Here is a 23,368-nt window from a genome sequence, read left to right as displayed (position 1 = left end):
ATGATGGCCGACACCTCACGCCCCGACCACCTGCCCAATTTGCGCGCGGACCGCAAGCCCCCGCACCCGTCCTGGCTGCCCAAGCAACGCCGCGGCACCACGCCGCAGATGATCGGGCGCTACCCCGATTACGACGTGCTGGAGAACGCCGACAACTGGGACGAGGCCACCCGCAAGGTGGTGCTGGCCCGGCTGGAGCCGCCCGGGCCGCTGCGGTTTTTCACCGCGGGCGAGGAAGCGTGCCTGCGCGCGTTCTGCGACACGGTGCTCGCGCAGGACAAGGAGCCGCGGGTGCCGGCGGCCGAGTCGGTCGACTCCAAGCTCGCCGACGGGCGGCTCGACGGATACCAATACGCCGACATGCCCGACGACCGCGACACCTGGCGGTTGGTGCTGCGCGGCCTCGATGAGACCGCGTCGAGCCGCTACGGCACGGCCTCGTTCGCCGCGGCCGGGCCCGAGCTGCGCGAGGACATCATCGGCGACTTCGCGCAGGGCAACCTGGAGGGCGGGACCTGGGAGCGGCTGAACGTCAAGCGCGCCTGGTCGGTGTGCATGCGAATGACGCTGTCGGGCTTCTACTCCCACCCCTGGGCCTGGAACGAGATCGGGTTCGGCGGCCCGGCCTACCCGCACGGGTTCATGCGCCTGGGCGGCGCCACCGGACCGGCCGCCGCGCGCGAACCGTACGAGACCCCGGGCGCCACCGACGAGGACCCGGTCCAGGTCGTGCAAGAGGGCGAGGTGTGATGGGCGACTTCTGGCGTGGCCTGCTCAAGGGGGCGGTCGGACCGAAGGACAACGACTCCCGGTTTCTGCTCGACGTGCATTCGCGCGACCTGCCCGGCGAGCGGACCATGCGCCGCTACCGCGACGACGACGAGGTCGACCTCGTCGTCGTCGGGGCGGGCGCGGGCGGATCGGTGCTCGCGCAACGCCTGGCGCGCGCGGGCTGGCGAATCGTGATCCTCGAGGCCGGCCCGTTCTGGCACCCCGACGAGGACTGGGTGTCCGACGAGGCGGGCGCCCACGAGCTGTACTGGACGCAGAAGCGCATCATCGGCGGCGAAGACCCGATCGAGTTGGGCAAGAACAACTCCGGGCGGGGCGTGGGCGGCTCGATGGTGCACTACGCCGGGTACTGCCCGCGGTTCCATCCCAGCGACTTTCGGACCTACACCCTCGACGGGGTCGGGGCCGACTGGCCGATCCGCTACGAGGACATCCGCAGCCACTACGAGCGCGTCGAGCTCGAACTCCCGGTGGCCGGCCAGAATTGGCCTTGGGGCGACCCGCATCGCTATCCGTTTGCCCCCCATCCGATTTCGGGAGCGGCCGCCAAGATGTGGGAGGGCGCGCTGAAGCTCGGCATCGAGATGCGGGTGGGACCGGTCGGCATCGTCAACGGCACCTTCGGCAACCGCCCGCACTGCATCTACCGCGGCTATTGCCTGCAGGGTTGCAAGGTCAACGCCAAGGCCAGCCCGTACGTGACGCACCTGCCCGACGCGCTGGCCCACGACGTGGAGATCCGCGCCAACTGCATGGCCGCGCGCGTCGAGCTCGACGAGACCGGCGCGGCCCGAGGCGTGGTCTACTACGACGAGGTCGGCGGCGCCGAACGGCTGCAGCGCGCCAGGGCCGTCGCGATCGCGGGCTATTCCATCGAAACGCCCCGCCTGCTGCTGAACTCGGCCTGCGAGCGCTTCCCGAACGGGCTGGGCAACAACGACGACCAGGTCGGGCGCTATGTGATGGTGCAGGGTGCCACCCAGTCGGCGGGACGGTGGTCCGAAGAGGTTCGCATGTACAAGGCGCCGCCGCCGGAGGTGTCCTCCGAGCAGTTCTACGAGACCGACCCCGCACGCGGGTTCGCCCGCGGCTTTTCCATCCAGACCGTTTCGCCGATGCCCATCGGCTGGGCCGAACACGTGCTCGCCGAGGGACTTTGGGGCCGCGCCTTGCGGGAGTACATGCGCGACTACAACCACTGGGCGACCATCGGCGTGCTCAACGAGCTGCTGCCGCGGCCCGACAACCGGGTCACCCTCGCCTCTGGCGACGAAGCGAAGGACCCCTACGGCCTGCCGGTGGCCCGGTTCGACTACACGCTGTGCGACAACGACAAGGCGAACATGGAGTACTCCACCAAGGTGATCGCGGACATCCTGCGCGCCGCCGACGCCCAGGACGTGCTCACCATCGAGCGCTTCGCCCACCTGATCGGTGGCGCCCGCATGGGCACCGGCCCGGAAAACTCGGTGGTCGACCCCGACCACCGGGTGTGGGGAGTGCCCAACCTGTTCATCGCCGACGGTTCCGTCTGCCCGACGCAGGGGTCGGCCAATCCGGCCCTGACCATCATGGCGCTGGCCTCCCGGCTCGCCGAACGCATGGCCACCGGCAAGATCCGCACCGACGCAACCGGAGGCCTTCGGGCGGGACGGTCGAAGGCGGGGGTTCGTGGCTGAGCAGACGATCGACGTCGAGGCGGCGTTCCCACCCCGGGTGCTGCGCGAGTACGCGCTCATCGCCGACGGCGAACGCGGCGCGTTGATCGGCCCGCGTGGCGACGTGGCGTGGCTGTGCGCGCCGCGATGGGATTCCGAGGCGGTGTTCTCGTCCCTGATCGGCGGCGGCGGGGTGTATGCCATCAGCCCCGCCGACGTGCGCAACGTCTGGGGCGGGTATTACGAGCCGGGCACCCTGATCTGGCGGGACCGCTGGACCACGCGCGACACGATCGTGGAATGCCGTGAGGCGCTTGCGTTTCCGGGCGACCCCGACCGCGTGGTGCTGCTGCGGCGCGTGCGGAGCTGCCGAGGGACGGCCCGCGTGCGGGTGCTGCTGCGGCCGAGCGCCGCATTCGGCGGCCACGGTCTGGGCCAGCCGACCCGCGAGGGCGGGGTGTGGAGCGGCCGGTCCGGGCGACTGCGCTGGCGCTGGACGGGCGGGCGCGGCGCGCGGCCCGCGCACACGGCGCGCGACCGGGCCGAGTTGTTGACCTGCGAGCTCACCATCGAGGAGGGCCGGCATCACGACCTCGTGCTGGAGCTCTCCGAACGGGCACTGCCCGACGACCCGCCCGACCCCGACATCGCCTGGGAGGCAACCGCGGCCACCTGGCACCGCAGCGTGCCCGAGCTGAACTGCACCATCGCCCCGCGCGACGGGCGCCACTCCTACGCGGTGCTACGCGGGCTGACCAGCAGCGGCGGCGGCATGGTCGCCGCGGCCACCATGAGCCTGCCCGAACGCGCGCACACCAACCAGAACTACGACTACCGCTACGCGTGGATCCGCGACCAGGTGTACGCGGGCATCGCCGCCTCGGCGGTCGGGGCGAGCGAGCTGTTGGACCGCGCGGTCGAATTCGTCGGTGCCCGGCTGCTGCAGGACGGGCCGGACCTCAAGCCCGCCTACACCGTCACCGGCCAGAGCGTGCCCGGCGAGGAGACCCTCGACCTGCCCGGCTACCCGGGCGGCGCCGACAAGGTCGGCAACTGGGTCAACCAGCAATTCCAGCTCGACGTCTTCGGCGAGGCGCTGCAGCTGCTGGCCAGGGCCGGCGCCGCCGACCGGCTCGACGCCGAGGGCTGGCGCGCCGCCCAGGCCGCCATCGGCGCCATCGAAAAGCGTTGGCGCGAGCCGGATGCCGGAATCTGGGAGATCGACGACGAACACTGGACGCAGTCCCGCCTGGCGTGTGTGGCGGGGCTGCGCGCCATCGCCAAGGTGGCCGGCGCCGGTCCCGAGGTCGCCTCCTGCGCCTCCCTGGCCGACGCGATCCTCGCCGACACCGCGGCCGGCAGCCTGCACCCGCAGGGCTACTGGCAGCGCAGCCCGCGGCTGCGCGGGGTCGACGCGTCGCTGCTGCTGCCGCCCGTGCGCGGGGCCGTGCCGGCCGAGGACCCGCGCACCCGCGCCACGCTGGACGCCGTTCGCGAGCAGCTCAGCGACGACGGGTTCGTCTACCGCTTCCGCCACGACGAGCGCGACCTCGGCGATGCCGAGGGCGCGTTTTTGCTGTGCGGGTTCATGATGGCGCTCGCCGAACACCAGCTGGGCCATTCCCATTGCGCGATGCGCTGGTTCGAGCGCAACCGCTCCGCGTGCGGGCCGCCGGGGTTGTTCTGCGAGGAGTACGACGTCCGGCAGCGCCAGCTGCGCGGCAACCTGCCGCAGGCCTTCGCGCACGCCCTGCTCCTGGAGTGCACGGCCACCCTCGCCGAGGACGCCGTGCACCACGCCTGACCGGGACTGAAAGACCGAACAAGACCGAAAAGAGCTGAAGAAGACTGAAAAGAAAGGGCATTTCCCCATGACAGAGACAGTCGTCATCACCGGAGCCAGCGCCGGCATCGGCCGTGCCACCGCCCAGCTGTACGGGCGGCGCGGCGCAAACGTCGCCCTGCTCGCGCGCGGCGCGGCCGGGCTGGAGGGCGCTTCCAAGGACGTCGAGGCCGGCGGCGGCAAGGCGCTGGCCATCCCGACCGACGTGGCCGACCACAAGGCCGTCGCGGCCGCCGCCGACGAGGCGGAGGCCGCCTTCGGGCCGATCGACACGTGGATCAACGTCGCGTTCACGTCGGTGTTCGCGCCGTTCAGCGAGATCAGCCCCGAGGAGTTCAAACGCGTCACCGAGGTGGCCTACCTCGGGTACGTCTACGGCACCATGGCGGCGCTGGCGAAGATGAAGCCGCGCGACCGCGGCACCGTCGTGCAGGTCGGCTCCGCGCTCAGCCAGCGCTCCATCCCGCTGCAGTCGGCCTACTGCGGCGCCAAGCACGCCGTCAACGGTTTCACCGAATCGGTGCGCTGCGAACTGCTGCACGAGGGCTCCAACGTGCGCATCACCGTGGTGCAGATGCCCGCGGTCAACACCCCGCAGTTCTCCTGGGTGCTGTCCCGCCTGCCCCGGCATCCCCAGCCCGTGCCGCCGATCTACCAGCCCGAGGTCGCCGCCCGCGGCGTCGTCTACGCCGCGGATCACCCGGAACGCAAACAGTATTGGGTCGGCGACAGCACCGCGGTCACCATCCTCGGGCAGAAGTTCCTCGCTCCCCTGCTGGACCGCTACCTGGGCCGCACCGGCTACGACTCGCAGCAGACCGACGAACGCGTCAACGGCCAACGGCCGAGCAACCTGTGGGAGCCCGTCGACCAGGAGCCCGGCACCGACCACGGCGCCCACGGCGAGTTCGACGACCAGTCCCATGCGCACAGCCCGCAGGCGTGGTTCTCCCAGCACCCCGTCATCGGCGGGGCCGGGGCGGCCGGGGCGCTGGGTGTCGGCCTGAGCGCGCTCGGCGCGCTGCTCGGGAGGCGCGCCGCGCGATGACCGCGTGGGCCCGAATCGTCTACGGGGCGGTGCTGCTGGCCCTCCCCGCCCGGGCGCTGCGGCTGATCACCGACCGGATCACGGCGCGGGAGCGGGCGGTGACCCGGATCCTGGGGGCGCGGCTGCTGGCGCAGGCGGCGGCGACGGACGTCCGCCCCGACGCCGTGTCGCTGGCCCTGGGCGCCGAGGTCGACTTGGTGCACTCCGCCACGATGCTCGCCTGGGCCGCGGTGGACGGCGGGTCGCGGCGGCTGACGCTGCTCAGCGCCGCGGTCGCCGGGCTGTTCGCCGCCGCCGGCGCCGCCGACGCGCGCAGGGCGGACCCCGGGCCGTCGCAAACCGACGACGCGCTCGGAGCTCTCGCCCGCCTGCGCCACCGGGTCGCCGCCCCGATCACCCGGCACACCCTGCCCGGCGCCGCCCGCGCCGCCCTGAACATCCCCTAAGACATCTCGGAGGGAATCATGACGCGCCCGGACGCCTGCATCGACGAGATCACCGCGCAGGTGTACGAAATCCCCACCGACGCACCGGAAGCCGACGGCACCTTCGCCTGGTCGTCGACCACCCTGGTGCTGGCCGAGGTCGTCGCGGGCGGCCGGCGCGGGCTCGGCTACACCTACGCCTCCGGCGCCTGCGGCCAGCTGATCACCGGGCCGCTGGCCGGCGCCGTCCGGGGGCACAGCGCCCTGGACATTCCCGGCGCGTGGGAGTCGATGGTCACCGCGATCCGCAACAGCGGCCGGCCCGGCCTGGTGTCCTGCGCGATCTCGGCCGTCGACACCGCGCTGTGGGACGTCAAGGGCAAGCTGCTCGACCTGCCGGTGTGCCGGCTGCTCGGGGTGGCGCGGCCCGAGGTGCCGATCTATGGCAGCGGCGGCTTCACCACCTACGACGAGCACGCGACGCGCACGCAGCTGGAGCGCTGGGTCGACGCGTGGAAGGTCCCGAGGGTGAAGATCAAGATCGGCGAGTCCTGGGGTTCCGACGAGCGCCGCGACCTGAACCGAATCGCCTTGGCGCGCAAGGTGATCGGGCCCGACACTGAGCTGTATGTCGACGCCAACGGGGGCTACCGGCGCAAGCAGGCGATCCGGGTCGCGCACGCGATGGCCGACCACGACGTCACCTGGTTCGAGGAGCCGGTGTCCTCCGACGACCTCGCCGGCCTGCGCGAGGTGCGCGACCAGGTGACCCCCGACGTCACCGCCGGCGAGTACGGCTACGACCTCACCTACTTCCGGCGGATGCTGGCCGCCGACGCGGTCGACTGCCTGCAGATCGACGTGACCCGCTGCGGCGGCATCACCGACTGGCTGCGCGCCGCGGGCGTCGCCGCCGCCCACAACGTCGACGTGTCCGGGCACTGCGCCCCCAACCTGCACGCCCACGTCGCCGCCGCGATCCCCAACCTGCGGCACCTGGAGTACTTCCACGACCACCACCGCATCGAGCACATGCTCTTCGACGGCGCCCTGGCCCCCGACGGGGGCGCGCTGCGGCCGGACCAGCAGCGGCCGGGGCTCGGGCTAGAGTTCAAGCACCGCGACGCCGAACAGTACCGGGTCAAGTGACGGCCCTGAGGCCCACGAAAGAAGCGTGCATGGAAGACGGCGAAAATGGGCATTTTTAGCCAATGAGTGTGAATTCCGAAGGAGGCGCCTGTGAGCGCCGCGACGGGCAGGCCGGCGCCGACCGCCCCGCGCCGCCGTCGGATGCGCTCATGTCCGACGTCCTCGAGCAACACGAGTTCGGCGCGGTCGACCTGGTTTTGGGTCTGGGCGATCCGCAGCGGGTGGGCAGGTTCCGGTTCTTCCTGCACGGCCAGCGCTGGGAATGGTCGGACCCGGTCGCGCGCATGCACGGGTACGAGCCGGGCGAGGTCGAGCCCACCACCGAACTGCTGCTGCGACACAAACACCCCGACGACCGCGAACGCGTCGCGGCCGTCCTCGACCACGTCCACAAGGGCAAGCCGTTCAGCAGCCGGCACCGCATCGTCGACACCGCGGGCCACACCCACTGCGTCGTCGTCGCGGGCGACCGGATGGTCGACGACGCCGGCGCCCTGATCGGCACCTCGGGGTTCTACGTCGACGTCACCGACTCGTTGCACTCCGACATCACCAACGTGCTGGAGGCCGTGGCCGACGCCCGCGCCCGCATCGAGCAGGCCAAGGGCGTGCTGATGGCCGCCTACGGCATCTCCGCGGAGCGGGCCTTCGACATCCTGGTGTGGCGGTCGCAGGAGAGCAACCTCAAGGTGCGCGAACTGGCCGCCCGCTTCCTGGACGCGGTGGCCGGCAAGACTTCCCCCGACACCCGGGCCCACGTCGACCAGGCGCTGCTCACTCTCGAATAATTGCCCGGTGGCACACCTGCTGGGAGCCGAGGACGTACGTCTGCAATACCCGACTCGGGTGGTGTTCGAGTCGGTCACGCTGGGCGTCGGCGACGGCGCGCGCGTCGGCATCGTCGGGCGAAACGGCGACGGCAAGTCCAGCCTGCTCGGCCTGCTGACGGGTCAGCTGCGGCCCGACGCCGGACGGGTCACCCGTCGCGGCGGGCTGCGGGTCAGCGCGCTGAGCCAGGGCGACACCCTCGAGGAAGACCGCACGGTCGGCTGGACGCTGGTCGGCGAGGCCCCCGAGCACCAGTGGGCGGGCGACGCGCGGGTGCGCGACGTGGTCGGCGGGCTGGTGTCCGACATCGCCTGGGACGCCAAGGTCGCCACGCTGTCCGGTGGCCAGCGCCGGCGGGTCCAGCTGGCCCGGCTGCTGGTCGGCGAGTGGGACGTCATCGCGCTCGACGAGCCCACCAACCACCTGGACATCGAGGGCATCACCTGGCTGGCCGGCCACCTGCGGCAGCGCTGGGCGCGCAACACCGGCGGGCTGCTGGTGGTGACGCACGACCGCTGGTTCCTCGACGAGGTCGCCACCAGCACGTGGGAGGTGCACGACGGGATCGTCGAGCCGTTCGAGGGCGGCTACGCGGCCTACGTGCTGCAGCGCGTGGAGCGCGACCGGGTGGCCGCCGCGGCCGAGGCCAAGCGGCAGAACCTGATGCGCAAGGAGCTGGCCTGGCTGCGCCGCGGCGCGCCGGCGCGGACGTCCAAGCCCAAGTTCCGGATCGAGGCCGCCAACCAGCTCATCGCCGACGTGCCGCCGCTGCGCAACACGGTCGAGCTGGCCAGGCTGGCCACCGCGCGGCTCGGCAAGGACGTCGTCGACCTGCTCGACGTGTCGGTGACGTTCGGGGGGCGCGCCGTGCTGCGCGACGTCGAATGGCGGATCGCCCCCGGCGAACGCACCGGCATCGTCGGGGCCAACGGCGCCGGGAAGTCGACGCTGCTGGGCCTGATCGCCGGCACCGTCACACCGGACAGCGGGCGCGTCAAGCGCGGCAAGACCGTCCGGCTGGCCGTGCTCGACCAGCGGGGCGAGAACCTGGCCGCGGTCGACGGCGACCGGATCGCCGACGTGCTCGGCCGGCTCCCCGGCGGCTACCGGGTCGACGGCCGCGAGGTCACCCCGGCCCAGCTGCTGGAGCGGCTCGGGTTCGGCCGGGGACAGCTGTCCGCGCGCGTCGGTGACCTGTCCGGTGGACAGCGGCGCCGGCTGCAGCTGATGCTCACGCTGCTGTCCGAACCGAACGTGCTGCTCCTCGACGAGCCCACCAACGACGTCGACACCGAGATGCTCACCGCGACGGAAGACCTGCTCGACTCGTGGGCGGGCACGCTGATCGTCGTGTCCCACGACCGCTACCTGCTCGAGCGGGTCACCGACCAGCAGTACGCGATCCTCGACGGCCGCCTGCGTCACCTGCCCGGCGGCGTCGACGAGTACCTGCGGCTGGCGGCCGAAGCGGCCGATTCCCCACCCGTGAAACCGCAAGCGTCGCAGCCCCCGGCGATGTCGGGGGCACAGCGCCGCGCCGCCGAGAAGCAGCTGGCCTCCCTCGACCGCCAGCTCGCCCGCCTCGCCGACCGGATCGCGGCCAAACACCGCGAACTGGCCGATCACGACCAGTCCGACCACGCCGGCCTGACGCGGCTGACGCGGGAGCTGCGCGCGCTCGAAGACGAGACCGCGATGATGGAGGGGCAATGGCTGGAGCTGTCGGAGCACCTCGAGTGAACGCGCACCCGCCGGTGCGGTACCCGCCCGGCGAGGCGCTGCTCGCGCTGTACCGGCGGCGGGGCCCGGTGATCGGCGCGGGGGTGGGCCGGCGCGGCTACACCTACCTGCTGGGCGCCGAGGCGAACCGGTTCGTGTTCGCCAACGCCGACGCGTTCAGCTGGCGCGAGACGTTCGGCAACCTGGCCCTGGTCGACGGGCCCACCGCGCTGATCGTCAGCGACGGCGACGACCACCGGCGCCGGCGCAGCGTGGTGGCGCCCGGCCTGCGCCACCGCCAGATCCAGGAGTACGTGGCGACGATGGTCGCCAGCATCGATGCCGTCATCGACGGGTGGCGGCCCGGCCAGCGCGTCGACGCCTACCGGCAGTGCCGGTCGGCGGTCCGGCGCAGCACCGCGGCGAGCCTCTTCGGCGAGCGGCTGGCCGCCCACTCGGACTTCCTCGGCGAGCACCTCCAGCCGTTGCTGGACCTCACCCACCGCCTCCCCCCGGTGGTGGCGCTGCAGCGGCGCCTCAACACCCCGGCCTGGCGGCGGGGCGAGCGGGCCCGCGCCCGCCTCCACGACCTCGTCGACACCCAGATCGCGGCCGCCCGCGCGCGACCCGCGCCGGACGACCACATGCTGACCATGCTGATCGAGGGCCGCGGCGAGGAGGGCTACGCGCTGGGCGATGACGAGATCCGGGACGCGGTCATCTCGCTGATCACCGCCGGCTACGAGACCACCAGCGGCGCCCTGGCGTGGGCGATCCACACGCTGCTGTCGCTGCCCGGCGCCTGGGACGCCGCCGTCGCGGAGGTGCGCCGCGTGCTCGGCGACCGGCCGCCCCGCACCTGGTCCGGGGCCGATCTGGGCGCGCTGACCTTCCTCAACGGCGTCGTGCACGAGACGCTGCGGCTGTACCCGCCCGGGGTGATCTCCGCCCGCAAGGTGATGCGCGACCTGCGTTTCGACGGGCACCGCATCCCGGCGGGCCGGTTGCTGATCTTCAGCCCGTACGTCACCCACCGCCTGCCCGAGCTGTGGCCGGACCCCACGGACTTCCGGCCGTCGCGCTGGGATCCCGGGTCACCGGATTTCCGCAAGCCCGCCGCGGGGGAATTCATTCCGTTCAGCGGGGGCCTGCACCGCTGCATCGGGTCGGTGATGGCCACCACCGAGATGACCGTCATGCTCGCCCGGCTGGTCGCCCGGACCCGGCTGCGGCTGCCCGCGCAGCGGATCCGCGCGCACAACATGGCCGCGCTGTCACCCCGGCCGGGGCTGGCCGTCGACGTCGTCGAGGTCGGAGGCGCGGGCGGCTCAGCGCCAGCGCAGTAGCACCAGCTCGGAGCAGAACCCGGGGCCCATCGCCAGCATCAACCCGGGGCTTCCGCTCGGCGGCGGCTTGGCGATCGTGTCGCGCAGGATGTGCAGCACCGAGGCCGACGACAGGTTGGCGATCTCGCCCAACGACCGCCAGGTCAGCTCGAGCGCGTCGGGGCCGAGCTCGAGGTTGCGGGTGATCGCGTCGATGACCTTGGGACCGCCCGGGTGGGTGACCCAGGCGCCGATGTCGTCCTTGGCCAGCCCGTGGGTGGCCAAAAAGCCGTTGACGTCGTCGGCGAGGTACTGGTCGATGAGCGTCGTCAGCTCCGGGGAAAGCACCAGCTGGAAGCCCGACGAGCCGACGTTCCAGCCCATGATGTGCAGCGACTCGGGGTACATGCGGCTGCGCGACGCCACGATGTCCGGGCCGGCGGCGCGTACCAGTTCGGCCCGGCGATCGCCGACGGCCACCACCGCGGCCGCCCCGTCACCGAACAACGCGCTTCCGACCAGCCCGGAGACGGTCGGCTTCATCGCGGGGTAGGTGAGCGAGCAGAGCTCGACGGCGATCAGCACCGCGACGCCGTCGGGGTCGCCGCGCAGGTAGTCGTGCAGCCGGGCCACGCCCGCGGCGCCGGCCACGCAACCCAGCCCGAACAGCGGCAGCCGGCGCACGTCCGGCCGCAGCCCGAGGCGCCCGGCGATCCGGGCGTCCAGCGACGGCACCGCGACGCCGGTGACCGTCGTGGTCGCGATCAGGTCGATGTCCGTCGGTTGCAGGCCGGCCTCGTCGAGCGCCCCCAGCAGCGCCTCGCAGCCGAGGTTCACCGCCTGCTCGATGAAGATCTCGTTGGCATCGCCGAAGTCGGTCAGCGTCGCGTAGCGCTCCAGCGGCAAGACGAAATGGCGGCTGTTGACCTTCGAGGCGGCGTGCAGCCGCCGAATGATCTCTTCGTGCTCCTTCAGCCCGGGAAACTCAACGAATTGATCGGTGATTTCGCTCTGGCTGTACCGATGCGGTGGCAACGCACCGAACACACCTGCGATAACGCTCATGCCCCTGCCTTTTCAAGGACGCGACCCGAGGAAAACGATTGCTCTCGCGCGCCGCCGAAGCCCCACAGTTAACGTCGGAAGTTTAAAAGTTTTGTTGCGGTATCGCAAAATGGTTGATATTCAACGTCTGTCAAATAAGCGTTTAAGCGCGTCGCGTAATCAGTTTTGTGAACACGTGTTTCACCGTTGCGCGCCGTCGGCCGGGTCTTCGGTGTCGAAGGCCAGCGCAACCAGGGCGTCGGGGCTCAGGGAGTCGATGGCGTCGTCGCTGAGCGACGGGACGGCAAACGGCTTTTCCGGTTCGCCGGCCAACAGCAACAGTTTGTCGAGCAATCCGGTTCTTCGGAGTTCCCGAATCGGAATCTTGCGCAGGACCGACCAGATCCGTTCTTCGTCGGACTCCGGTTGGTCCCCGCGCAGCAGCTGTCGGGCCAAATGTTCGGCGAGCGCCGCCGGGTTGGGATAGTCGAACACGAGGGTGCGCGGCAGCGGTAGCCCGGTGTCGGCCCGCAGTCGGTTACGGAGCTCGACGCCGGTGAGCGAGTCGAATCCGAGTTCGTCGAAGGCGCGTTCGGCGTCGACGGCATGGGCGCCGGAATGTCTCAGCACGGCGGCCGCGTGCGCGCGCACCAGCTCGACCAGCTCGCGACGCCGCTCGGGGGCCGGCAGTCGGTGCAGGCGCTCGGCCAGCCCGCTCCTGGGTGCGGACGGCCGGTCCGGGAGGGAGCCTAACCAAAACCGTTGCCGGGCAAAGCCGTACGTGGGCAAGGGGACCCGGCGGCCGGGCCGCAGCGCGGCGCGCCAATCGACGGGCACGCCGGTGACGAAGAGCCGGCCGGCCGCGGCGAGCAGCGATTCGAATTCGGGCCGGTTCCTGGCCAGCGTCACCACCGCCGCGGGCCGGTCGGTCGCCAGTGACTGCTCCACCGCGGCGACCAGGCCACCGCCCGGCCCGACTTCCACGAACACCTCCGCGCCCAACGACTCGGCGGTGCGCACCCCGTCGGCGAAGCGCACCGGTCGGCGCACGTGCCCGACCCAGTAGTCCGCGGTTCCGTACCCGGGCCCGGCTGGCTGACCGGAAACGTTGGACACCAACGCAATTCGTGCCCGCTGCGGTGCCACGCCCGCGACCACCGCCCCGAAGTCGTCGATCATGGGTTCCATGAGCGGTGAGTGAAACGCGTGCGAGACCGTCAGCGGGCGCACCTTTTTGCCGCGGGCGGCCAGGGTCCGGGCGGCGGCGGTGACGGGAGCCTCCGCGCCCGAGAGCACCACCGCGCCCGGACCGTTGACAGCCGCGACGGTCACGCCGTCGGTCAGCACGGGGGCGACCTCGGCCTCCCCGGCCGCCACGGCGACCATCACGCCGCCGGCGGGCAGCGCGGCCATCAGCCGCCCCCGCGCCGCGACGATCGTGGCCGCGTCGGCCAGCGACAGCACCCCCGCCACGTGGGCCGCGGCGATCTCGCCGACCGAATGGCCCAGTACGACATCGGGGACCACGCCCCAGTGCCGCAGCAGCGCCGCGAGCGCCACCTCGACGGCGAACAGCGCCGGCTGGGCAAATTCGGTGTTGCCCAAAAGGTTTGCGTCACTCCCCCGCAGCACGTCCTTCAGCGGCAGCCGCAGCCCGCCGTCCAGTGCGTCGGCGGCCTCGTCGAAAGCCGTTGCAAACACGGGGAATCGGGCGCACAGCTCGGACCCCATCCCCAGCCACTGCGCCCCCTGTCCGGGAAACACGAACGCGGTCTTGGGCTGCGTGCCCGCCCGTCCGGTCACCGCGTTGGCACGCGGCTCGCCGCGGGCCACGCCCTCCAGCCCGTCGATCAGGGCCTCGCGGTCGGCGCCCGTCACCACGGCCCGGTGCTCGAACACCGCCCGCGTCGTGGCCAGCGACCACGCCACGTCGGCGACCGGCAGGGTATTGGCGGTCGGGTGCGTGCGCAGCCGCGCGGCCTGGTTGGCCGTCGCCCGCTCCGAGCGGCCCGACAGCACCCACGCCGTCGGCGCGACATCGCGTTCGGCGGCGGGGCCTTTCGGCGCTTCGGGGGCCTGCTCGAGGACGACGTGGGCGTTGGTGCCGCCCATTCCGAACGACGACACCCCCGCCCGCCGCGGCCCGTCGCCCGCCGGCCAGGGCGTCAGCGCGGTGTTGACGCGCAGCCCGAGGGCGTCCAGATCGGCCGAGGGCGTGGCGAAGTTGAGGCTCGGTGGGATGGCGTGGTTTTCGAGCGCCAGCACGGTCTTGAGGAGGCCCGCGATGCCGGCGGCGCTCCCGGTGTGACCGATGTTGCTCTTGACCGACCCCAGGCCGATCGGGTCCCGGCGCCCGGCGAACACCTCGCCCAGCGCCGCGGCCTCCACCGGGTCGCCCGCCGTGGTGCCGGTGCCGTGGGCCTCGACATAGTGCACCCCGCCGGCGTCGAGCCCTGCCGTCTCGAGGGCGCGGCGGATGACGTCGGCCTGCGCCGGGACGGAGGGGACGGTCTGCCCGCCCGCGGTGTGCCCCGCGTTGCCGACCGCGCTGCCGCGGATGACGGCGCGGATGGGGTCTTTGTCGTCGAGGGCGGCGTGCAAGGTTTTCAGCAGCACCAGGCCGCCGCCCTCGCTGCGCACGTACCCGTCGGCGCGGGCGTCGAAGGCGTACGTGTGCCCGGAGGCGGACACGGCGCCGAATTCCCGCTCCAGCCCAGCGGTTTCACTCGCCAGGTTGAGGTGGACGCCGCCGGCGATGGCCAGCCTCGACTCACCGGAGCGCAGGCTCTCGCAGGCGAGGTGGACGGCTACCAGCGAGGACGACTGGCCGGAGTCGACGGTCAGGCTCGGGCCGTGCAGCCCGAGGACATAGGAGATCCGGTTCGCGATCAGCGCGCGGCTGACACCGGCGAACGAGTGGTGATCGAGGTCTTCGCCATCGGCCGAGGAGAGCGTCAGCATCGCGTAGTCGTCGGTCATCGCCCCCAGGTAGACGCCGACCCGTTCGCCGCGCAGGGTTTGCGGCACGACGTACGCGTCTTCCAGCACCTCCCACGCGAGTTCCAGGGCCAGCCGCTGCCGCGGGTCCATCGCGGCGGCCTCGCGCGGCGAGACGTTGAAGAAGTCCGCGTCGAATTCGGCGACTTCGCCTGGCAGTTGCGCGGCCTCGAGCCCGTCGCGAAGCAGCCGCCAGAATTCGGAGGGGTCGGCGGCGCCGGGGAATCGGCACGCCAGCCCGATGACCGCTATGTCCGTCGGTGGCACGGGCTACGGTCCGACTTCCTCGTCGAGGATGGCGAAAAGCTCGGCCTCGGTGGCGGTTTCGATGTCGTCGTGGAAGTCGTCGAAGTCGTCGTGGAAGTCGTCGTGTGTCTCGTCGGGGGGCGGGTCGCTCAGGGCGGCGAGCAGGGTGTGGATGCGCCCGCTCAGTTGCGCCTTGTCCTCGGGGCTCCAGTCCGGCCGGTCGATCAGCGTCTGCAGTTCGCGCGCGACGTCGTTGAAGCGTGCCATCCGGTCGGGTGCGGCATCGGTGGTGGTGGTGACGGCCAGCTGGCTATCGAGGTGCCCCGCCAGCGCCGATGGCGTGGGATGGTCGAAGATCAGCGTGGGCGAAAGGGTCAGCCCCGTCGCGGTTTTCAGGCGGTTGCGCAGTTCGACGGCGGTCAGCGAATCAAACCCGAGGTCTGCGAAGTCGCGTTCGGCGTCGACGTCCGCGGTGGCGTGCCCGAGCACGGTGGCGGCGTCGGTGCAGACCAGGTCGACGAGTTCGCGGTGCCGCTGCTCCGCGGTGAGCCCGTGCAGGCGGGCGCGCAGGCCCGACGCCGAGGCCGACGCGGCGCCGGCGTCGGCGATGACCCGCCGGGCCGGGCGGGTCGCCAGCCCACGCAGCAACGGCGGCAGCGCGGCACCGGCACGTCCCAGCGCCGCCGTGTCCAGCCGGGTTGCCACCAGCACGGAGCGATCGGCCAGCAGCGCGTCATCGAAGAGCGCCAACGCCTGTGGGCCGGACAGGGGCGCCAGCCCGACCCGGCTCATGCGGGCCCGGTCCGCGTCGCCGAGGTGCCGCGTCATGGCGCTGGCCTGTTCCCACAGGCCCCAGGCCACCGACGTCGCGGCCAGTCCGCGGGCGCGGCGGTAGGCGGCCAGCGCGTCCAGGAAGCTGTTGGCCGCCGCGTAGTTTGCCTGCCCGGGGGCGCCCACGATGCCCGCCATCGACGAAAACATCACGAACGCGGACAGGTTCAGGTCCGCGGTGAGCTCATGCAGGTTCCAGGCGCCGTCGACCTTGGCCCGCAACACCGCGTCCACCCGATCCGGGGTGAGCGAGGCGATCAGCCCGTCGTCGAGCACGCCCGCGGCGTGGAACACCCCGCGCAGCGGGTGGGCCGCCGGCACCCGCGCCAGCAACGCCGCCACCGCGTCCCGGTCGGCGACGTCGCAGGCGACCACCGACACCGATGCGCCGGCCTCGGTCAGCTCGGCCGCGAGTTCAGTTGCGCCGTCGGTCCGCTCGCCGCCGCGGCTGGCCAGGATCACGTGCGGCACCCGGTGACGTTCGACGAGGTGGCGGGCCAGGGCCGCACCGGCCATGCCGGTCCCACCGGTGATCAGCGCCGTCCCGCCGGCGAGTCCGGCGGGTCCATCGGGCAGGGTGAGCACCACCTTCCCGATGTGGCGGGCGTGGCTGACGAAGCGGTAGGCCTCCGGGGCGTGGCGGATGTCGAAGGCCTTGACCGGCAACGGCGTCAGCGCGCCGGCCGCGAACAGGCTCATCAAGTCGCCCAGCATCTCCGCGATGCGGTCGGGCCCGGCCTCCATCAGATCGAACGCCCGATACCGCACGCCGGGGTGCAGCCCGGCGATCAGCTCCGGGTCGCGCGGGTCGGTCTTGCCCATCTCGATGAACCGGCCGCCACCCACCAGCAGCCGCAGCGACGCGTCGGTGAACTCGCCGGCCAGCGAATTGAGCACCACGTCCACACCGGCCCCGCCGGTGGCGGAGAGGAACTTCTCCTCGAACTCGAGCGTCCGGGAGTCGCCGATGTGGTCGTCGTCGAAACCCATGGCGCGCAACGTGTCCCACTTGCCGCGGCTGGCCGTGGCGAAAACCTCCGCACCCCAGTGCCGCGCCAGCTGCACCGCGGCCATCCCCACTCCGCCCGCGGCCGCGTGCACCAGCACCCGCTCCCCCGCGCGCAGCCCCGCCAGATCCGACAAGCCGTACAGCGCCGTCAAGAACACCACCGGCACCCCCGCGGCCTGCACCAGCGACCACCCCGCCGGCACGCGCGCCACCAGCCGCTGGTCGACGACCGCCTCGGAACCCGTCAGGCCCACGATGCCCGTCACCGCGTCGCCGACGGACAATCCGGTCACGCCGGGCCCGACCTCGACGACCACCCCGGCGCCCTCGGCGCCCAACTCGGCGGCGCCGGGGTACATGCCCAACGCGACCAACACGTCCCGGAAGTTCACCCCGGCCGCGGCGATCGCCACCCGCACCTGCCCCGCGGACAGGTCGACCCGCGGGCAGGGCCGCGCGACGAGGTCCTCGAGCGTGCCCGCGTCGCCCGCGGCCAGCCGCCATCCTTCCGGGGGCAACGCCAAGAGGGGGCCGGCGGCTGCGGATCTCAAACGCGGCGCGTACGCCTCGCCGGCGCGCACCACCAATTGCGGTTCGCCGCAGCCGATCACGGCGTTCACGTCGATCGATCCGTCCGAGTCCACCAAAACCACCCGGCCGGGGTGCTCGGCCTGCGCCGAACGCACCAGCCCCCATACCGCCGCGGCGGCCGGGTCGGTGACCTGGTCGTCGGTGAGCCCGACCGCCCCGTGGGTCAGCACGACCAGCACCCCCGCGGCGTCGGTGGCCAGCCGGGACTGCAGCACGCCCAGCGCCTCGTGCGTGGCCGCGTACACCGACGCCGGCGGACCCGCGCCGTCCCGGGAGCCCGTCTCCCACACCACCGTTCCGTCGCCGGCGGCGTCGGGCGACGCCGACGCGGGCGCCACTCGTGACCACGTGAGCTCGAAGAGGCCCCCGCCGCCGGGCCGGGCCGCCCCCGCCGTCAGCTGCCCGGCCGACACCGGCCGAAGGGCCAGCTCGCGCACCGAGAGCACGGGCAGCCCCGCGGAGTCGGCCAGCTCCACCGACACCGCGCCGGCGCCGGCCGGGGCCAGCCGCACCCTGGCCCGCGCGGCTCCGGCCGCGTGCAGGCACACACCCTGCCAGGAGAACGGCAAGACCGCCTGCGCGTGTTCGTCGTCCATCCCGAGCGCGTGCAGGGCCGCGTCGAGCAGCACCGGGTGGATGCCGTACCCGCCGACCGTCGCGCCGGCGGCCTGCGGCACGACGACCTCGGCGAAGATCTCCTCGCCGCGCCGCCACATCGCCTGCAGGCCCCGAAACGCCGGGCCGTATTGGTAGCCCAGTTCGGCCAGCCGGTCGTAGCCGCCGCCCACGTCCACGGCCGTCGCTCCGGCCGGAGGCCACACCGACGGCTCGGCGGGCGGCTCCACCGGGGTCGCGCTCAGCTCTCCCGCGGCGTGCATTACCCAGTCCGAATCCCCGTGCAGGCCGGCCGAATACACCGAAACCGCCCGGTGCCCCGACTCTGCGGGCGTGCCGACCACGACCTGCACGCGCACCCCGCCGGTCGCCGGCAGCAGCAGCGGGGCGGACAGCGTCAGCTCCTCGATCGCCGAGCAGCCGACCTCGTCGCCGGCGCGCAGCACCAGCTCGACGAACCCGGCACCGGGGAACAACACCGTCCCGGCCACCGCGTGGTCGGCCAGCCACGGCTGCGCGACCGTCGACAGCCGGCCGGTCAACACCACCCCGCCGGAGTCGGGCCGCTCCACCACCGCGCCCAGCAGGGCGTGCTCGGTGCCCGCCAACCCCGACGCGCTCGCGTCGCTCGAGCCGACCAGCTCGGCCGGCAGCCAATACCGGCGCCGCTGAAAGGCGTAGGTGGGCAACGGAACCCGCCGCGGGCTCAGGCCGTCGAACGTCGCCGACCAGTCGATGGCGCCACCGGTCGCGAACAGGTTGGCGGCCGCCACCAGGACCGCGTCGACCTCGGGCCGGTCCTTGGCCATGCTCGGCACCGCCGCGACGCCCGACGATTGGGCCACCGCCGCCGTCAGGGCGGCCCCGGGCCCGACCTCCAAGAACACCCCGGCACCCAGCGACTCGGCCGCCCGCACGCCGTCGGCGAAGCGCACCGGCTCGCGCACGTGGCTGAGCCAGTAGGCCGGCGAACCGTAACCGGGCCCGGCCGGTTGCCCGGTCAGGTTGGACAGCAACGCAATCCGCGGCGCTCGCGGTGACAGGCCCGCCAGCACCGCGGCGAACTCGTCGATCATCGGGTCCATCAGCGCCGAGTGGAACGCGTGCGAGACCGCTAGCCGGTGCACCCGCCGGCCCCGCTGGGCGAGCCCGTCCGCCACCGCGTCCACGGCGTCCCGCTCGCCCGAGAGCACCACCGCGTTCGGGCCGTTGACCGCCGCGATGCTCACCGCGTCCGTCAGCATCGGGGCGACCTCGGCCTCGGTGGCGGCGACGGCCACCATCACGCCGCCGGCGGGCAGCCCCGCCATCAACCGCCCCCGCGCCGCCACCACCCGCGCCGCGTCGGCCAGCGACAGCACCCCGGCCGCGTGCGCCGCCGCGAGCTCCCCGACCGAGTGCCCGAGCACCGCGTCGGGCACCACGCCCCATGAGCGCCACAGGGCCGCCAGCGCCACCTCGACGACGAACAGCGCCGGCTGGGCAAACTCGGTGCTCTGCAACAACTCCGGGTCATTGCCCCACATCACCTGCCGCAACGGCAGCCGCAGGTGACCGTCCACCGCGGCGGCCGCCTCGTCGAAGGCGCGGGCGAACACCGGGAAGCGTTCGTAGAGCGCCGCGCCCATCCCCAGCGCTTGCGAGCCCTGGCCGGGGAACATGAACACGGTCTTGCCCGGCGACCGCGCGATCCCCACCGCCACGGCCGCGCCCTCCGCGCCGGAGGCCAGGCCGGCCAACCCCTCCCGCAGCGCCTCGCGGTCGCCGCCGACGAGCACCGCCCGATGCTCGAAGGTCGACCGCGTGGTCGCCAGCGACCACCCGACGTCGGCGGCACCGAAATCCGCGTCCGCCCCCAGGTGGGCCAGCAGCCGGGCCGCCTGGTCGGCCAGCGCGCGCTCCGAGCGGGCCGACACCACCCACGGCACCACGGGCCCGCCGCCATCCCGTTGGGCCGCAACGCCTTCCAAGCTGCCGGGCTCTACGGGGGCCTTGACTGGGGCCTCCACTGGGGCCTCTACTGGGGCCTCTACTGGGGCCTCTTCAATGATCACGTGCGCGTTGGTCCCGCTGATGCCGAACGACGACACCCCCGCCCGGCGCGGTCCGGCGGCGGCCGGCCAGGGCCGCGCCTCGGTCAGCAGCGACACCGCGCCCGCGGACCAATCCACGTGCGGCGTGGGCACGTCTACGTGCAGCGTCTTGGGCATCAGCCCGTGCCGCATCGCCTGCACCATCTTGATCACCCCGGCCACCCCGGCCGCGGCCGAGGTATGACCGATGTTCGACTTGATCGACCCCAGCCACAGCGGCCGGTCCGCCGGCCGCTCCTGCCCGTAGGTCGCCAGCAGCGCCTGGGCCTCGATCGGGTCGCCCAACACCGTTCCGGTGCCGTGCCCCTCGACGACGTCGACGTCGGCGGCGGTCAGCCCGGCGTCGGCCAGCGCGGCGCCGATCACCCGTTGCTGCGACGGCCCGTTCGGGGCGGTCAGCCCGTTGGAGGCGCCGTCCTGGTTCACCGCCGAACCGCGCAGCACCGCCAGCACCGGATGCCCCAACCGGCGCGCGTCGGCCAGCCGCTCCAGCACCAGCACCCCCGCGCCCTCCGACCACGACGTGCCGTCGGCGGCGCCGGCGTACACCTTGCACCGCCCGTCGGGGGCGAGCGCCCGCTGCCGGCTGAACTCCACGAACGCGGCCGCGGTGGCCATGACCGTCACGCCGCCGGCCAGCGCCAGATCGCACTCCCCCGAACGCAACGCGTGCGCCGCCAGGTGCATCGCCACCAACGACGACGAACACGCCGTGTCCACCGACACCGCCGGGCCCTCCAGCCCCAGCACGTAGGACACCCGGCCCGACGCCACGCTCAGCGTCGAGCCGGTGAGGCCGTAACCCTCCAGCTCGCCCTCGACCTCGCCGCCGTAGCCGGCGTGGATGACCCCGGCGAACACCCCCGTCGCCGACCCGCGCAGCGACTGCGGGTCGATCCCGGCCCGCTCCAACGCTTCCCAGGACACCTCGAGCATGAGCCGTTGCTGCGGGTCCATCGCCAGCGCCTCGCTGGGCCCCACGCCGAAGAAGCCCGCATCGAAGTCGCCGGCGTTGTCCAGGAAGCTGCCCTGGCGCGTGTACATCTTGCCCTGCGCGTCGGGATCCGGGTCGTACAGCGCGTCGACGTCCCAGCCCCGATCGGCGGGAAAGTCCCCCACCGCGTCGCGGCCGTCGATCACCATCTGCCACAAGGATTCCGGCGAGTCCACCCCACCCGCGTAACGGCAGGACATGCCGACCACCGCCACCGGCTCGGACAGCTTGCCCTCGAGCTCGGCGAGCCGCCGCCGGGTCCGCCGGAGATCGGCGGTCAGGCGCTTGAGGTAGTCGACGTGCTTGGAGGTGTTCGGTCCCGTCATGCGTGAGTCATTCCTGGGTCATTCCTCGGTCATTCGTGATGGCCGAGCTCTTCGTCGAGGATCGCGAAGAGCTGGCTTTCGTCGGCGGCGTGCAGGTCCTGGTCAAGCCCGTCAGGCTGGTCGGGGTCGGCCCGGTCGGCGGGCGCAAGCGTGGCCAGCAGGCCCTGGATTCGCGCGCTGAGCCGCGACTTGTCGTCGGGCTTGCAGTCGGGCGCGCCGAGCAGCGCCTGCAGCTCGCGGACGATGTCGTCGAAGCGGGCCATCAGCGCGGGCCGGTCGGTGGTGGTGGTCAGTTCGGCGCCGAGGTGGTCGGCGAGGATGGCCGGCGTGGGGTAGTCGAAGATCAGGGTCGGCGAAAGGGTAAGGCCGGTCGCGGTTTTGAGGCGGTTGCGCAGTTCGACGGCGGTCAGCGAGTCGAAGCCGAGGTCTCGGAACGCGCGGCCGGGTTCGACGTCCGCGGCGCCGGGCAGACCGAGCACGGTCGCGGCGTTGCCGCGCACCAGATCGACCAGCTCGCGCTGGCGCGCCTCGGGGCTCAGCCCGTGCAGGCGGGCCTTGAGCCCGCTCGTCGACGCGGTCACATCGGCGTCGGCGACGACGCGGCGGGCCGGGCGGCCGGCCAGCTCGCGCAGCAGCGGGGGCAGCCCGGCCGCGTTGTCGGACAGGGCGGCCCGGTCCACCCGGACGGCGACTACCACCGGGCGGTCCACCAGCAGCGCGGTGTCGAACGACTCCAGCGCCTGCGCGGTGGACAGGGCCGCCAGGCCGATCCGGCCGATCCGGGCCTTGTCCCGCTCGCCCAGGTGCGCCGTCATCGCCGAGGACTGCTCCCACAGGCCCCAGGCCAGCGACGAGCCGACCAGCCCGTGGGCGCGGCGGTGGGCGATCAGCCCGTCGAGGAAGCTGTTGGCCGCCGCGTAGTTGGCCTGGCCGGGCGTGCCCACGATCCCGGCCATCGACGAAAACACCACGAACGCCGCCAGATCCCGGTCCCGGGTCAGCTCGTGCAGGTTCCACGCGCCGTCGACCTTGGCCCGCAACACCGCCTCCAACCGGTCCGGGGTCAGCGAGGAGATCAGCCCGTCGTCCAGCACCCCGGCCGCGTGGACGACCGCGCGCAGCGGGTATTCCGCGGGGAGCTGCGCCAGCATCGCCGCGACGGCGTCGCGGTCGGCCGCGTCGCAGGCCGCCACCGACACCCGGGCCCCGGCCCGTTCCAGTCGGTCGACGAGCTCGCCGACGCCCGGGGCCCGCCCGCCGGCGCGGCTGGCCAGCACCACGTGGGCCACCCCGTACCGCTCGACGAGGTGGTGGGCCAGCGCCGAGCCGGCCATCCCGGTGCCGCCGGTGATCACGACGCTGCCGCCGGCCAGCCCGCCACCGGGGCCGCTGAGCGACCCGCCGGGCCCGTCGGGGACCGTGAGGACGACCTTGCCGACGTGGCGGGCCGAACTGACGAACCGGTAAGCCGCCGCGGCGCAGCGCACGTCGAACGTGGTGAGCGGCAGGGGTTTTACGGCCCCATCGCGCAACAGTCGCAGCACCTCGGCCAGCATGGCCGCGGTACGCTCCGCGCCGGCCTCGGTCAGGTCGAACGCCCGATACCGCACGCCGGGGTGCAGCCCGGCGATCAGGTCAGGGTCGCGCGGGTCGGTCTTGCCCATCTCGATGAAGTGCCCGCCGCCCACCAGCAGCCGCAGCGACGCGTCGGTGAACTCGCCGGCCAGCGAGTTCAGCACCACGTCCACGCCCGCGCCACCGGTGGCGGAGAGGAACTTCTCCTCGAACTCGAGCGTCCGGGAGTCGCCGATGTGGTCGTCGTCGAAACCCATGGC

General features: G+C 72.8%; 13 protein-coding genes. 9 read left to right on the top strand and 4 right to left on the bottom strand.

The window, feature by feature from the left end; all coding sequences use genetic code 11:
• The first annotated feature begins 3 nt into the window (after positions 1 to 3).
• From BST11_RS15095 to BST11_RS15055, 9 genes are all read left to right on the top strand, one after another.
• Positions 4 to 750, top strand: coding sequence for a gluconate 2-dehydrogenase subunit 3 family protein (locus BST11_RS15095; protein ID WP_083138782.1), 747 nt, complete (start codon positions 4 to 6; stop codon positions 748 to 750).
• On the top strand, positions 750 to 2,471 hold the full coding sequence (locus tag BST11_RS15090) for a GMC family oxidoreductase (RefSeq protein ID WP_083138741.1): 1,722 nt from the start codon (positions 750 to 752) through the stop codon (positions 2,469 to 2,471). The genes BST11_RS15095 and BST11_RS15090 overlap by 1 nt, the downstream gene beginning before the upstream one ends.
• Complete coding sequence (locus BST11_RS15085) at positions 2,464 to 4,254, top strand: glycoside hydrolase family 15 protein (protein ID WP_083138740.1); 1,791 nt, start codon at positions 2,464 to 2,466, stop codon at positions 4,252 to 4,254. Before BST11_RS15090 ends, BST11_RS15085 begins: the two co-directional genes overlap by 8 nt.
• 67 nt (positions 4,255 to 4,321) lie before the next feature.
• On the top strand, positions 4,322 to 5,341 hold the full coding sequence (locus BST11_RS15080; RefSeq protein WP_083138739.1) for an SDR family oxidoreductase: 1,020 nt from the start codon (positions 4,322 to 4,324) through the stop codon (positions 5,339 to 5,341).
• A complete protein-coding gene (locus BST11_RS15075; protein ID WP_083138738.1) occupies positions 5,338 to 5,787 on the top strand; it encodes a hypothetical protein in 450 nt (149 codons plus the stop codon). Before BST11_RS15080 ends, BST11_RS15075 begins: the two co-directional genes overlap by 4 nt.
• An 18-nt stretch (positions 5,788 to 5,805) precedes the next feature.
• Positions 5,806 to 6,915 (top strand): enolase C-terminal domain-like protein, encoded by a 1,110-nt coding sequence (locus BST11_RS15070; RefSeq protein WP_083138737.1) that lies wholly within the window; start codon positions 5,806 to 5,808, stop codon positions 6,913 to 6,915.
• A 62-nt stretch (positions 6,916 to 6,977) separates the two neighbouring features.
• On the top strand, positions 6,978 to 7,703 hold the full coding sequence (locus tag BST11_RS15065; protein ID WP_083138736.1) for a PAS and ANTAR domain-containing protein: 726 nt from the start codon (positions 6,978 to 6,980) through the stop codon (positions 7,701 to 7,703).
• A 7-nt stretch (positions 7,704 to 7,710) separates the two neighbouring features.
• Positions 7,711 to 9,483: an ABC-F family ATP-binding cassette domain-containing protein gene (locus BST11_RS15060; RefSeq protein ID WP_083138735.1), complete on the top strand. Its 1,773-nt coding sequence runs from the start codon at positions 7,711 to 7,713 to the stop codon at positions 9,481 to 9,483.
• Positions 9,484 to 9,497: 14 nt separating this feature from the next.
• Complete coding sequence (locus BST11_RS15055) at positions 9,498 to 10,808, top strand: cytochrome P450 (protein ID WP_083138781.1); 1,311 nt, start codon at positions 9,498 to 9,500, stop codon at positions 10,806 to 10,808.
• Here the strand turns inward: BST11_RS15055 and BST11_RS15050 are convergent.
• The 4 genes from BST11_RS15050 to BST11_RS15035 all read right to left on the bottom strand — a co-directional run.
• Positions 10,791 to 11,852: a type III polyketide synthase gene (locus BST11_RS15050; protein ID WP_083138734.1), complete on the bottom strand. Its 1,062-nt coding sequence runs from the start codon at positions 11,850 to 11,852 to the stop codon at positions 10,791 to 10,793. The two genes, BST11_RS15055 and BST11_RS15050, sit on opposite strands and share 18 nt — an antisense overlap.
• Before the next feature lie 180 nt (positions 11,853 to 12,032).
• Entirely contained in the window at positions 12,033 to 15,095 is a 3,063-nt protein-coding gene (locus BST11_RS15045) for a type I polyketide synthase (RefSeq protein ID WP_083138733.1), read from the bottom strand.
• A 3-nt stretch (positions 15,096 to 15,098) separates the two neighbouring features.
• Positions 15,099 to 21,533, bottom strand: coding sequence for a type I polyketide synthase (locus BST11_RS15040; RefSeq protein ID WP_083138732.1), 6,435 nt, complete (start codon positions 21,531 to 21,533; stop codon positions 15,099 to 15,101).
• A gap of 29 nt (positions 21,534 to 21,562) precedes the next feature.
• A partial coding sequence (locus BST11_RS15035; RefSeq protein WP_142276368.1) for an SDR family NAD(P)-dependent oxidoreductase occupies positions 21,563 to 23,368 on the bottom strand: 1,806 nt, incomplete at its 5' end.

Origin of the sequence: Mycobacterium alsense (assembly GCF_002086635.1) — a bacterium.
Classification (GTDB): domain Bacteria; phylum Actinomycetota; class Actinomycetes; order Mycobacteriales; family Mycobacteriaceae; genus Mycobacterium; species Mycobacterium alsense.
The sequence above is the reverse complement of the archived record's forward strand: the minus strand, read 5'-3'. Positions and strand labels throughout refer to the sequence as shown.

Excerpts from the sequence above, each read along its gene's own strand:
- BST11_RS15090 (WP_083138741.1), top strand. The coding sequence starts at position 750 with ATGGGCGACTTCTGGCGTGGCCTGCTCAAGGGGGCGGTCGGACCGAAG.
- BST11_RS15050 (WP_083138734.1), bottom strand. The coding sequence starts at position 11,852 with ATGAGCGTTATCGCAGGTGTGTTCGGTGCGTTGCCACCGCATCGGTAC.
- BST11_RS15095 (WP_083138782.1), top strand. The coding sequence starts at position 4 with ATGGCCGACACCTCACGCCCCGACCACCTGCCCAATTTGCGCGCGGAC.
- BST11_RS15070 (WP_083138737.1), top strand. The coding sequence starts at position 5,806 with ATGACGCGCCCGGACGCCTGCATCGACGAGATCACCGCGCAGGTGTAC.
- BST11_RS15075 (WP_083138738.1), top strand. The coding sequence starts at position 5,338 with ATGACCGCGTGGGCCCGAATCGTCTACGGGGCGGTGCTGCTGGCCCTC.
- BST11_RS15040 (WP_083138732.1), bottom strand. The coding sequence starts at position 21,533 with ATGACGGGACCGAACACCTCCAAGCACGTCGACTACCTCAAGCGCCTG.
- BST11_RS15080 (WP_083138739.1), top strand. The coding sequence starts at position 4,322 with ATGACAGAGACAGTCGTCATCACCGGAGCCAGCGCCGGCATCGGCCGT.
- BST11_RS15065 (WP_083138736.1), top strand. The coding sequence starts at position 6,978 with ATGAGTGTGAATTCCGAAGGAGGCGCCTGTGAGCGCCGCGACGGGCAG.